Here is a 12464-nt window from a genome sequence, read left to right as displayed (position 1 = left end):
TCAGTGTTTGAAATGTCTGACTGATGTGAATACCATCGTAATGCCATGGCGATTTGCCGCTTCAATCGATTCGGCATCACGAATCGACCCACCCGGTTGGATGATGGCCGTGATGCCCGCTGTCGCTGCCGCTTCGACCGTATCTGCCATCGGGAAGAAGGCATCACTTCCGAGAGCCGCGCCTGACGCGCGTTCCCCGGCTTGTTCAAAAGCGATTTTCGCTGCACCGACGCGGTTCATCTGTCCGGCACCGATTCCAATCGTCGTCTCGTCTTTTGCGACGACAATCGCGTTCGATTTGACGTGCTTGACGACACGCCATGCAAGTTTCAAATCTTCCCATTCCGCTGCTGTCGGGCGACGATCCGTCACGATTTGGCATGAGGCATCATCGAGTGTCATGTCATCCCCGTCTTGAACGAGCAATCCTCCGGCGACAGCCGTAAGGCGCATGCCTGTCATCTGTCCCATATCTAACGTCAACAACCGAAGATTCTTTTTCTCTTTCAATCGGTCAAGTGCTGCCTCGCTAAAAGATGGGGCAATGATGATCTCTAAAAAGATGTTGCGAAGGGCATCTGCCGTCTCAAGATCGACTTCACGGTTTAAGGCGACAATTCCACCAAAGATTGAGACCGGGTCGGCCGCATGGGCACGTTCGAACGCTTGAGAAATCGTCCGTCCGACTGCAACGCCGCACGGGTTCATGTGCTTGACGACGACTGCCGCCGGCTCAGTCAATTCACTGAGTGCTTCAAGGGCTGCATTCGTATCTTGAATGTTGTTATACGAGAGCTCTTTCCCGTGAAGCTGTGTCGCATTCGCAAGTGTCATCCCGTCATATAACGGTGTCTTATAAAACGCCGCTTGTTGGTGTGGGTTCTCTCCGTAACGAAGGTCTTGAACTTTTTCATACGTGACCGTCAACTGCTCTGGGAACGTTTCGCCGATTTGACGACCTAAGTAGTCAGCAATCAACGCGTCATAGGCAGCCGTATGTCGGAACGCTTTCGTCGCAAGACGTTGGCGTGTTTCAAACGATGTACCGCCTCCACGTACTTCCTCGGCGACGAGTGTATAATCACTCGGGTCCACGACGACGGTGACACTCGCATGGTTTTTCGCAGCCGAACGCAACATGCTCGGTCCACCGATATCAATGTTTTCAATCGCTTCTTCGTATGTCGTATTCTCTTTCGCAATCGTCTCCTTGAACGGATACAGATTGACCACGACATAATCGATTGGTTCGATGTGATGATCTTTCATTTGTGCGACATGCGTATCGAGGTCGCGACGTCCGAGCAAGCCCCCGTGAACGAGTGGGTGCAACGTTTTGACACGGCCGTCTAACATTTCAGGGAACGATGTCACTTCCGAAATGTTTTTGACTGGCAATCCTGCCTGTTGAAGCGCAGCCTCGGTCCCACCTGTTGAGATGAGCTCGATGCCCGCCTCATGCAAGACGGTCGCGAGTTCGACAATTCCCGTTTTATCAGAAACACTTAATAATGCTCTCACTTGAAAACCTCCTGTTGATTCAACACTTGTTGTAATACGCGCGGATACAGTTGGTGCTCGATCGTCTGAATGCGACGCGTCGCCTCGGTGCGGTCACACCCTTCAATCTCGACAGACGCCTGTGCGATGATCGGACCCGTGTCCATCCCCGCATCCACATAATGAACGGTCACACCACTCGTCGGTACGTTGGCGTCAAGCGCCTGTCCGATCGCGTCTTTACCCGGAAAAGCTGGTAAAAGCGATGGATGAATGTTTAGAATGCGATTCGGATATGCGGATAGTAACACATTACCGATCAAGCGCATATACCCCGCCAACACGATATAGTCTACACGAAGCGTACGGAGCAGGACGAGAATCTCTTCCTCGAACTCTTCTTTTGACGCGTACGCCTTCGGTGTAAACGAAAAACTCGGAATCCCGTGACGCTCCGCTCGATCGAGAACAGCAGCTTCTGGTTTGTCCGTCACGAGCAACACACATTCAGCAGACAAATGACCATCGGTGATCGCTTGCCAGATCGCTTCGGCGTTACTTCCCGATCCTGACGCAAAGATGGCAAATCGTTTCATTGGTCCACTCCTGAAATCCGGATGCCTGGACGACTCTCGACTTTCCCGATTCGGTGCGCAGTCTCCCCGACACGTTCAAGCGCCGCTTCGACGAGTTCCACATCTTCAGCTCGTACCGTGATCATATACCCGATTCCCATATTGAAGACGTTGAACATTTCTTGCTTCGAGATGTTCCCGACTTGTTCGAGCCAGTCGAATACAGGAAGACTCGGCCAACTCGACGCATCGAACGTGATGCCAAGACCTTCTGGCAACATGCGAGGCACATTCTCATAGAAGCCACCACCTGTGATGTGTGCCATCCCTTGAACCTTGCCTGTCGAAATGGCCGCTTTCGCCGCTTCGGCATAAATCCGTGTCGGCAACAGCAAGGCGTTCCCGAGTGTCGTATCGAGCATCGCAATCTCATCCGTATAATGAAGACCTTGTGCTTCCACGATATGACGTACAAGGGAGAACCCATTCGAGTGAACGCCTGAAGATGCAAGTCCGAGCACGACATCTCCATCCTGGATCGTCGAACCGTCGAGCAAGTCCTCTTTCTCTACGACACCGACCGCAAATCCAGCGATGTCATATTCGCCATCCGGATACATCCCTGGCATCTCAGCCGTTTCGCCACCGACGAGCGCACAACCGGCTTGGACACATCCTTCCGCAACACCGGCGACGATTCGCTCAAGTTTAGCCGGTTCTGCTTTTCCGGTCGCAATATAGTCGAGGAAATAGAGCGGTTCTGCCCCATGCACGAGACAATCGTTGACGCACATGGCGACGCAGTCGATTCCAATCGTGTCATGTTGGTCGAGCGCGAACGCTAATTTCAGTTTCGTCCCGACCCCGTCGGTCCCGCTCACGAGAATCGGGTGTTTCATGTTCATCGAACCGAGGTCAATCATTGCTCCGAAACTACCGAGTCCTGTCATCACTTCCGGACGCATCGTCCGAGCAACATGACGTTTCATACGGGATACGGCCTCGTATCCTGCTTCTAAATTCACACCCGCTTGTTCATAACGAACGCTCATTGCATTTCCCCCTTAAGCCTTTGTCTCTGTCACGAGTTCTGCAAGTTCAGTCGGATAAAGTCCCGTGAAGCATGCAGCACACTGCCCGCGTAGTGCTCCTTCGAATGGACGATCGATGGCTTCGACCGTTCCATCCAATGTGAGGAACGCTAGTGAATCGGCACCAATCTCTTCTCTGATTTCTTCAATGGATTTGGTTGCCGCAATTAACTCTTCCTTGGTGGATGTATCGATTCCGTAGTAACACGGATGTTTGATCGGTGGTGACGTGATGCGCACATGCACTTCCGTCGCGCCTGCCTCTCGTAGTAACGTGACGATTCGGCGACTCGTCGTTCCACGGACGATGGAATCATCGACCATGATGACGCGCTTCCCGTTTACGACACCGCGTAACGCTGATAACTTCATCTTCACGCCGCGCTCCCGTAATTCCTGAGACGGTTGAATGAACGTCCGTCCGACGTAACGGTTTTTAATGAGTCCCATTTCGTATGGGATTCCGCTCGCCTCAGCGTAGCCGATTGCCGCGGAAATACTTGAATCTGGCACACCTGTCACGACATCCGCTTCGACCGGTGCTTCTTCAAACATCTTTTTCCCCATGGCCTTACGTGCCGTATGCACGTTGATGCCATCGATGATCGAGTCCGGTCTTGAGAAGTAGATGTATTCCATTGAGCACATGGCACGGACGGCCGCTTCACTGAATCGCTCTGACGTGATGCCTTCATTCGTGATCATGAGCAATTCTCCTGGCTCAACATCCCGTACGTACGTCGCCCCCACGACGTCAAACGCACACGTTTCTGAAGCGAACACGTAAGCCCCATCTTCAGTTTGTCCGAGTGACAATGGACGTAACCCATGCACATCGACACCGACGTACAGTGCATCTTCCGTCAAGAACAGGAATGCGAATGCCCCTACGAGACGGGCCAAGCTGTCAGCGATTCGTTCTTTCAACGAATTGCCGCGACTTCGCTTGATGAGGTGAGCCACGACTTCCGTGTCGGACGTCGTCTGGAAAATCGCGCCTTCCGCTTCGAGCATATGTTTCAACTCGGTCGCATTCACAAGGTTTCCGTTATGCGCCATCGCCAAATCGCCAGTCAACGACTTGAAATGGAGCGGTTGAACATTCTCGAGCGTGTTGCCGCCAGCCGTCGAGTAGCGGACGTGTCCAATCGCATGGTTCCCGGTGAGTGCGTCGAGAGATGTTTCGTCAAACACTTCGGTGACGAGTCCGAGTCCACGTTTCGCGTGGAGACGCTCTCCGTCTGCCGTGACGATTCCTGTTCCTTCTTGGCCACGGTGTTGCAAGCTGTGAAGTCCGTAATAGGCTAGGTGTGACGCTTCGATGTGACCGAACACACCGAAGACGCCGCATTCCTCGTTCATGCCTCGGATGTCATATAACATGGAATAGCTCCTTCCCATACACGCTCTAACTCTTTCACGTCCATTTCAATCAAGCGGTCGCTTGCGTGAACGACAAGAGTCGATGCTTCTGTAACTGTCCCGATTGCTGTTCCGTTCGTCATGCTCGCGAATGACTCGGCATGTGCCTTGTCGACCGTCACGAGGAAACGTGACTGTGATTCACTGAATAGCGCTGTTACGAGATCTGTGTCAATCGTCACGTCCATGCCGAATCCTGTTCCAAAGACCAGTTCCGGTAACGCTGCCGCAAGACCACCCTCTGATACATCATGCGCCGCCGTGACAAAGCCTTCACGGATAGCGTGAAGCAACGCCTTTTGTGTCTGACGTTCTTCTTCAAGATTGAGTGTCGGTGCATGACCGCTCACTTTTCCGTCTTGCAACATCTGAAGGGCACTTCCGCCAAATTCCGCTTTCGTCTCACCGAGTAAGAAGACGACGTCTCCCGCTTGTTTCGCAAACGATGTCGTAATATGTTCTGGTTTCTCGATGAGTCCGACCATTCCAACGACCGGTGTCGGGTAGATGGCTTGTCCGTTTGATTCATTATAAAGCGATACGTTCCCACCGATGACCGGCGTATCGAGCGTACGACACGCTTCTGCCATTCCTTCGACGGCTTGGTCGAGCTGCCAGAACCCTTCCGGTTTATCCGGGCTCCCGAAGTTGAGACAGTCCGTCAAGGCGAGTGGTTCTGCACCACTTGCGACGATGTTTCGTGCCGCTTCCGCGACAGCGATGGCTCCACCGACACGTGGGTCGAGATAGACATATTTCGCGTTGCAGTCTGTCGTCATCGCGAGCGACTTCTCCGTCTCACGAATGCGAATGACCGCGGCATCACTACCTGGTGCGACGACTGTCGACGTTTGTACCATATGGTCATATTGCTCATACACCCAACGTTTCGAGGCGATGCTCGGCATCGCAAGGACATCTTTCCATGTCGCCATCACATCTTCGACGATTGGTGTGACCGGCTCCATTGCTTGGAAAGCTTCATAATATGCTGGAACTTTAGACGGTTTATGATAGACAGGAGCGTCTTCTGCGAGTGCGTCGACTGGTACTTCCGCCGCGACTTCCCCTTGATGAACGAGACGAAGTACTTTTTCTTCAATGACTTCCCCAACTTTGATTGCATGAAGTCCCCACTTCGTGACGATTGCTTCGATTTCGTCTTCATGTCCAGCTTTGACGACGAGGAGCATCCGCTCTTGCGATTCCGATAGCATCATCTCGTAAGGTGTCATGCCAGTCTCACGTTGTGGGACGAGGTCTAGGTTCATCTCGATTCCCATCCCTGCTTTTGATGCCATCTCTGCTGACGACGACGTCAATCCGGCTGCGCCCATGTCTTGAATCCCGACGAGCGCTGGATGTTTGATGACTTCGAGACACGCTTCGATCAAGAGTTTCTCCATGAACGGGTCCCCGACTTGGACGGCCGGTCGTTTCTCGTCCGCATCTTCCCCGAGTTCTTCAGAAGCGAACGTGGCACCATGGATTCCATCACGCCCTGTCGTCGCTCCGACGTACATGACCGAGTTTCCGACACCTTCCGCGATTCCTTTTTGAATATCTTCATGACGGATGAAGCCGACGCACATCGCGTTGACGAGCGGGTTTCCTGAGTAAGCCGGGTCAAAGGCGACTTCCCCACCGACAGTCGGGATGCCGACGCAGTTCCCGTATCCAGCAATGCCGGATACGACATGACCGAATAAATGTTTCACACGTGATTCGTTCAAATCTCCGAAACGGAGTGAGTTCAATAAAGCAATCGGACGGGCGCCCATCGAGAAGATGTCACGGATGATTCCACCCACCCCAGTCGCCGCTCCTTGATAAGGCTCAATCGCGGACGGATGGTTATGACTCTCGATTTTAAAGGCGACGGCTTGGCCGTCTCCGATGTCGACGATTCCAGCCCCTTCTCCCGGTCCTTGTAAGACGTGCTTGCCGGTTGTCGGAAACTTCCGGAGCACCGGTTTCGAGTTTTTGTACGAACAGTGTTCAGACCACATGACCGAGAAGAGACCGATTTCTGTATAATTCGGTTCCCGGCCAAGCAGTGAGACGACGAGCGCGTATTCGTCGTCCGATAATCCCATCGTGGCATAGATCCGTTCATCACGGATTTGTGTAGCTGTCGGTTCAGTTGTAAGTAACATGTCGTGCCCCCCATTTTACGATTGACGTGAATAACCGTTTACCGTCTTCCCCACCGAGCAACGCTTCGACCGCACGCTCCGGGTGTGGCATCATGCCGAGTACGTTTCCTGCCTCGTTCGTGATGCCGGCGATGTTTTCGACCGATCCGTTCGGGTTCTCTTTATAGGTGAACGCAATCTGGCCATTTGCCTTCAATGTCTCGAGTGTCGTCTCGTCACAGTAGTAGTTGCCCTCACCGTGTGCGATCGGCACGCGAATCGTTTCCTGTGCCGCATACTCACTTGTGAACATCGTCTCGTTGTTTTCGACGACGAGGTCGACGGTCTTACACATGAATTTCAGATCGCGGTTTCGCATCAATACACCTGGGAGGAGTCCCGCTTCGACGAGCACTTGGAATCCGTTACATACGCCAAGAACCGGGCGTCCTTCTTCCGCGAAACGCTTCACTTCAGCCATAATTGGTGAAAACTGGGCGATTGACCCGCAGCGCAAGTAGTCTCCGTATGAGAAACCGCCTGGTAAGAGGACCCCATCAAATCCTTCAAGTGAGGTTTCCGTATGGAACACGTATTCCGCTTCTTCCCCGAGCACATCTTTTACCGCGTGGTACATGTCGAGGTCACAGTTTGATCCTGGAAAGACGATGACCGCAAACTTCATGCGAGTACCCCCATCTCGATTTCATAATTCTCAATGACCGTATTGACGAGTAACTTCTCACACATCTCTTTGACCATGGCTTCTGTCGTGTCGTCCGCTACTTGAAGCTCGATGACTTTCCCGATCCGCACCGATTCAACTCCAGCGAATCCGAGATGTTCGAGCCCGCCTTTTACGGCAACTCCTTGTGGGTCGAGTACACTTTCACGTAATGTCACATACACATTTACTTTTTTCATTGTCCGTTTCCCCCTATGCGTGTTAACAATTGTCCATACGTCTCAGTCAAAGAACCTAAATCGCGACGGAATACATCTTTATCAAGTTTCTGTTTCGTTTCTTTGTCCCAGAGACGGCACGTATCCGGTGAGATTTCATCCGCCAAAATGATCGTCCCATCCACTTTTCCGAACTCTAGTTTGAAATCGATCACGTCGATGCCGTGTTGACTAAAGAAATCGAGCAAGACATCGTTTACCCAAAGCCCGAGTTGTCGCAATGTTTCGACTTCTTTGTGTGTGGCAACTTGCAATAATCGGATATGATCTTCTGTGAGGAGTGGGTCCCCAAGAGCGTCGTCCTTATAATAAAACTCGACAATCGGTGCGAGGAGCGGTGTTCCCTCTTCCCAACCGAGACGTTTCGCTAGACTACCGGCCGCGACGTTGCGGACGACCACTTCTAACGGGATGATGTCGACACGGCGGACCAACTGTTCTCGCTCTGAGATTCGTTTGATAAAGTGCGTCGGAATCTTGTTGTCATGCATCAATTCGAACAACTGGGTCGTGATGGCGTTGTTTAAAATCCCCTTCCCATCAATCGACTCTTTCTTTTCTCCATTGAATGCTGTCGCATCGTCTTTATAGTACACACGAAGCACACCCGCTTCTTCTGTCTCAAATAACGCCTTCGCCTTGCCCTCATAAATTGCTTTCATCTGAACCGTTCCCCCTTAAAAGTGAGAGGGGCTTGTCGCCCCTCAACGATTACAAACCACAGCGTTCAAAAATCGTATCGACACGGCGTACGTGATAACGCGGGTCGAACAACTCATCGAGCTCTTCACTCGTAAAGAGTGCGCCCATCTCTTTGTCCTCTTCAATCAATGTACGGAACATCGTCTCTTCTTCCCATGCCTGCATCGCTTTCGGTTGAACCGCGTCGTATGCTGCTTCACGTGACCAGCCCTTCTCGATGAGACCGAGTAAGATCCGTTGCGAGAAGATGATTCCGAACGTACGGTCCATGTTGCGACGCATGTTGTCCGGGAAGACCGTCAAGTTCTTCACGATATTACCGAAACGGTTCAACATGTAGTTGAGAAGAATCGTCGCATCCGGGATAATGATTCGCTCTGCTGAAGAGTGCGAGATGTCACGCTCATGCCAGAGTGGGACATTCTCGTATGCTGTCATCATATGACCGCGAATGACGCGTGCAAGACCCGTCATATTTTCAGAACCGATTGGGTTACGTTTATGCGGCATCGCCGACGACCCTTTTTGTCCTTTCGCAAAGAACTCTTCCACTTCGCGTGTCTCTGTTTTTTGAAGTCCACGAATCTCCGTTGCCATCTTTTCAATCGATGTGGCAATCAATGCGAGTGTTGACATGTACTCGGCATGACGGTCACGTTGGAGAGTCTGTGTCGAAATCGGTGCAGCTTGGATACCGAGCTTGTCACAGACGTATGACTCGATGAACGGGTCGATATTCGCAAACGTCCCGACCGCTCCGCTCATCTTCCCGAATTCAATCGTTTCGCGAGCTGCCATGAAGCGTTTTTTGTTCCGTTTCATCTCTTCATACCAGAGGGCGAGCTTCAGACCGAACGTGGTCGGTTCTGCGTGCACGCCGTGGGTACGTCCCATCATGATGTCATACTTATGTGCTTTCGCTTTTTCTGCGAGAATACCGATGAAGCGATCTAAATCGGCCTCTAAAAGATCATTCGCCTGTTTGATTAAGTACGAGAGTGCCGTATCGACGACATCCGTCGACGTCAATCCGTAATGCACCCATTTTTTCTCTTCTCCGAGTGTCTCAGAAACGGCACGAGTGAACGCGATCACATCATGACGTGTCTCTTGTTCAATCTCTAGAATCCGATCAACATCAAACGATGCCTTGTCCCAAAGAACTTGTACATCTTCTTTCGGGATGATACCGAGTTCACTCCAAGCCTCACAGGCATAAAGTTCAACTTTTAACCAAGCCTCGAATTTGTTCTGATCAGTCCAAATGTTTGCCATCTCTGGGCGGGTGTAGCGTGAAATCATAAAACGGTCTCCTTCCAAATTGCCAGTTGTTCGATGGTATGAAGCGCTTCTTCGACCGTGTCACCAAGGACGTTCAAATGTCCCATTTTGCGACCTGTCTTCGCTTCATCTTTTCCATACAGATGTAGTTTAACATTCGATGGCAATGCTTTGACATGAAGTCGTGGCATATGCTCGCCGAGAAGGTTGACCATGACGACAGGCGATGTCAATCTCGTCCGTCCGAGGCGCATCCCGGTCACGGCTCGAATGTGTTGTTCAAATTGTGAGGTTTCACAAGCGTCAATCGTGTAGTGCCCGGAGTTGTGCGGACGCGGCGCAAGCTCATTCACATATAGACGGCCATCCGCCATGACGAACAGCTCGACAGCGAGCGTTCCCATTAAGCCGATATGGTCTGCAAGCTGGAGAGCGAGGTGTCTTGCATCCTCTTGAATCTCATTTGATACGCGAGCCGGTACAATCGATAAATGTAGGATGTTGTTGTGATGAATGTTTTCACTGATTGGGAATGTCGACGTTTCGTCATACCCTCTCGTCACAATGACTGAAATTTCTTTTTCAAATGGCAACCAAGCTTCGGCGACATATTCCTGCTCGACAAAATGTTCAACGAATGTCTGAAGGTCATGTTCCGACCGAATGACCGTCTGCCCTTTCCCGTCATAACCGAAGCGACACGTTTTGATGACAAAAGGTAAGCCGAGCTTCTCATATGCCTGCCGTACATCTCGAACCGTACGTACCGAAACATACGGTGCGACACGTAGTCCTGCTGATTCAATCATCTGTTTCTCTAAGATGCGATGTTGCGTCGCCTTCAACACGTCCATACCTTGTGGGCATTTTTCTTCGATGGCTGCAATCATTTCCGTATCGATGTTCTCAAATTCATAAGTCACAACGTCTGAACGAGCAGCGAGTTCTTTTGCGGCATTCACATCATCAAATGAGGCAACAATTGAATCTGCCACTTGAGCAGTCGGTGCATTGGGGTTCGGGTCAAGACAAAGTGTCGTGTATCCCATTGCACTCGCACTGAGTGACATCATCCGTCCAAGTTGTCCTCCACCTAAAATTCCGATTCTCATCAGACCAACTCCTCCGTTCCTCGCATCGCCATCTCTTGTTTCTTCTCACGAAATGCATCAAGTCGATTTGTAATGTCTGTGGAGTGGATGCTGAGAATTTGAGCAGCCAATAATCCTGCATTCGTTGCTCCCGCTTTTCCGATGGCAACAGTTGCTACTGGAACTCCTGCAGGCATCTGAACAATGGAGAGGAGCGAATCCATTCCATTGAGTGCTTTCGACTGAACCGGGACACCGATGACAGGAAGTGTCGTTTTCGCAGCGACCATTCCAGGAAGGTGGGCTGCCCCACCAGCACCCGCAATGATCACTTGGATGCCTCTGCCTCGTGCCTCTTCAGCATATTCGAACATAAGGTCTGGTGTACGGTGAGCGGATACGACTTGTTTTTCATATGGAATCTGCAACTCATCCAACACGTCACACGTATGTTTCATCGTCTCCCAATCAGATGAACTTCCCATGATTACTCCAACTGCTACGTTCATTCCCAATGTCCCCCTTACAAAAAGAAATCCCTAAACCGACAATCAGTTTAGGGTATAGGCATGACAAATACACGTCCGCTACACCCCATAGTCTGATCAGAATCGGTGATCAGGTAGAAACTTGCAAGCCATTTCCTTGCGATTATATGGAGCACTATTTATTTTTCTTATCTCACACGCCTATCGTACCTTGTTCTTTGAAAACATGTCAATAAACTGCGAACATTTTAATTGTCTGAATATTTATCGTTCGCTTTTTGGATGTTATCAGCACAATCTTATCCGATAATGTATGCTATTGAAAAGGGGGAGTTCGATGAGTTACATATCGAGTCTTAGAGAAGTGATTGGCAACCGCCCGATCATCAGTGTGGGAGCGACCATTTTGGTCATCAATCAAAAGAAAGAGGTACTGATGCAATTCCGATCCGATACGCTTGATTGGGGTTTACCAGGAGGGTCGATGGAACTCGGGGAAACGTTGGAAGAAGTCGCTGCTAGAGAATTAAAAGAAGAAACTGGACTTCTCGCTGAGCAATTTGAATTAATCCAAGTCTTTTCCGGTTCAGATGGTTACTTCAAATATCCAAACGGAGACGAGACATACGGTGTCATTCATTTATACCAGGCGAAAGGAGTACATGGAGCGCTCGTCATGGAAGATGGTGAAAGTTTGGCTCTTGAATACTTTAGTAAAGAGAATCTTCCTAAAAAGATAGAAAAACGAGCTCAAACTTTATTGGATGCGCTTGGAGATCGATGCTTTGAACGCGAACATTCATTTTGAGACATAAAAAAGCCGTCACGCAGATTATGTGACGGCTTGGCATTAGGATTCTTTAGAGACGCATTCAAATAAAATCGATTGATGGGAATGGACAGGTTCATCTTTGGCTCCCGTTTGCTCAAAGACGGGCTTTTCAATACGGCGTATAGGACGATAACCCATTTCATTGATTCGATCTAAACATTCACTGACCGTTTCATTTGGTTCGACATATACTTTGATCTTCTTAGCCATTGCTTCTTACGTCCTCTCTTCCACTAAGCTGAATCGATGATATGAAAAAACGGCGGCCCTTGAGCGAATGCTCCAGAACCACCGTTTGCCTGGCAACGTCCTATCCTCACAGGGGGAGATCCCCCAACTACTTTCGGCGCTGAGACGCTTAACTTCCGTGTTCGGCATGGGAAC

General features: G+C 50.6%; 13 protein-coding genes, 1 rRNA gene and 1 riboswitch. Of the genes, 1 reads left to right on the top strand and 13 read right to left on the bottom strand.

Annotation, left to right across the window (positions count from 1 at the left end):
• The 11 genes from purH to purE are packed head-to-tail and all read right to left on the bottom strand — an operon-like array spanning nucleotide 1 to nucleotide 11269.
• Nucleotides 1–1521 carry a bifunctional phosphoribosylaminoimidazolecarboxamide formyltransferase/IMP cyclohydrolase gene (gene purH / locus KNO71_RS14055; protein WP_214689060.1) on the bottom strand — a complete coding sequence of 507 codons (1521 nt, stop codon included), beginning with the start codon at nucleotides 1519–1521 and terminating at the stop codon, nucleotides 1–3.
• Nucleotides 1518–2096, bottom strand: a complete 579-nt coding sequence (gene purN / locus KNO71_RS14050; protein ID WP_074037833.1) for a phosphoribosylglycinamide formyltransferase — start codon at nucleotides 2094–2096, stop codon at nucleotides 1518–1520. The genes purH and purN overlap by 4 nt, the downstream gene beginning before the upstream one ends.
• On the bottom strand, nucleotides 2093–3127 hold the full coding sequence (gene purM, locus KNO71_RS14045) for a phosphoribosylformylglycinamidine cyclo-ligase (RefSeq protein ID WP_214685456.1): 1035 nt from the start codon (nucleotides 3125–3127) through the stop codon (nucleotides 2093–2095). Before purM ends, purN begins: the two co-directional genes overlap by 4 nt.
• A gap of 12 nt (nucleotides 3128–3139) precedes the next feature.
• The gene (gene purF / locus KNO71_RS14040; RefSeq protein ID WP_214685454.1) at nucleotides 3140–4549 is read right to left on the bottom strand and encodes an amidophosphoribosyltransferase; all 1410 of its coding nucleotides are present in this window, start codon (nucleotides 4547–4549) and stop codon (nucleotides 3140–3142) included.
• Entirely contained in the window at nucleotides 4525–6744 is a 2220-nt protein-coding gene (gene purL, locus KNO71_RS14035; protein WP_214689058.1) for a phosphoribosylformylglycinamidine synthase subunit PurL, read from the bottom strand. The genes purF and purL overlap by 25 nt, the downstream gene beginning before the upstream one ends.
• Nucleotides 6728–7408, bottom strand: a complete 681-nt coding sequence (gene purQ / locus KNO71_RS14030; RefSeq protein WP_031420919.1) for a phosphoribosylformylglycinamidine synthase subunit PurQ — start codon at nucleotides 7406–7408, stop codon at nucleotides 6728–6730. Before purQ ends, purL begins: the two co-directional genes overlap by 17 nt.
• A complete protein-coding gene (purS, locus tag KNO71_RS14025; protein WP_214689056.1) occupies nucleotides 7405–7647 on the bottom strand; it encodes a phosphoribosylformylglycinamidine synthase subunit PurS in 243 nt (80 codons plus the stop codon). The genes purQ and purS overlap by 4 nt, the downstream gene beginning before the upstream one ends.
• Nucleotides 7644–8348 (bottom strand): phosphoribosylaminoimidazolesuccinocarboxamide synthase, encoded by a 705-nt coding sequence (gene purC / locus KNO71_RS14020; protein WP_078146253.1) that lies wholly within the window; start codon nucleotides 8346–8348, stop codon nucleotides 7644–7646. Before purC ends, purS begins: the two co-directional genes overlap by 4 nt.
• A gap of 49 nt (nucleotides 8349–8397) precedes the next feature.
• The gene (gene purB, locus KNO71_RS14015) at nucleotides 8398–9690 is read right to left on the bottom strand and encodes an adenylosuccinate lyase (protein ID WP_015880706.1); all 1293 of its coding nucleotides are present in this window, start codon (nucleotides 9688–9690) and stop codon (nucleotides 8398–8400) included.
• The gene (purK, locus tag KNO71_RS14010) at nucleotides 9687–10781 is read right to left on the bottom strand and encodes a 5-(carboxyamino)imidazole ribonucleotide synthase (RefSeq protein ID WP_214689054.1); all 1095 of its coding nucleotides are present in this window, start codon (nucleotides 10779–10781) and stop codon (nucleotides 9687–9689) included. The genes purB and purK overlap by 4 nt, the downstream gene beginning before the upstream one ends.
• Nucleotides 10781–11269 (bottom strand): 5-(carboxyamino)imidazole ribonucleotide mutase, encoded by a 489-nt coding sequence (gene purE / locus KNO71_RS14005; protein WP_074032924.1) that lies wholly within the window; start codon nucleotides 11267–11269, stop codon nucleotides 10781–10783. The genes purK and purE overlap by 1 nt, the downstream gene beginning before the upstream one ends.
• Before the next feature lie 68 nt (nucleotides 11270–11337).
• Nucleotides 11338–11439: riboswitch (purine riboswitch) on the bottom strand.
• A gap of 146 nt (nucleotides 11440–11585) precedes the next feature.
• Here purE and KNO71_RS14000 point away from each other — a divergent pair.
• On the top strand, nucleotides 11586–12056 hold the full coding sequence (locus KNO71_RS14000) for an NUDIX hydrolase (protein WP_214689051.1): 471 nt from the start codon (nucleotides 11586–11588) through the stop codon (nucleotides 12054–12056).
• A 42-nt stretch (nucleotides 12057–12098) separates the two neighbouring features.
• Here the strand turns inward: KNO71_RS14000 and KNO71_RS13995 are convergent, their stop codons facing one another.
• Together KNO71_RS13995 and rrf are read right to left on the bottom strand one after the other, a co-directional pair.
• Nucleotides 12099–12290 (bottom strand): NETI motif-containing protein, encoded by a 192-nt coding sequence (locus KNO71_RS13995; RefSeq protein ID WP_015880702.1) that lies wholly within the window; start codon nucleotides 12288–12290, stop codon nucleotides 12099–12101.
• A gap of 87 nt (nucleotides 12291–12377) precedes the next feature.
• Nucleotides 12378–12464 (bottom strand): 5S ribosomal RNA (rrf, locus tag KNO71_RS13990); the annotation flags it as partial.

The organism is Exiguobacterium sp. s163 (assembly GCF_018617135.1).
GTDB classification, from domain to species: domain Bacteria; phylum Bacillota; class Bacilli; order Exiguobacteriales; family Exiguobacteriaceae; genus Exiguobacterium; species Exiguobacterium profundum.
This window is presented reverse-complemented; position numbering and strand designations above follow the sequence as displayed.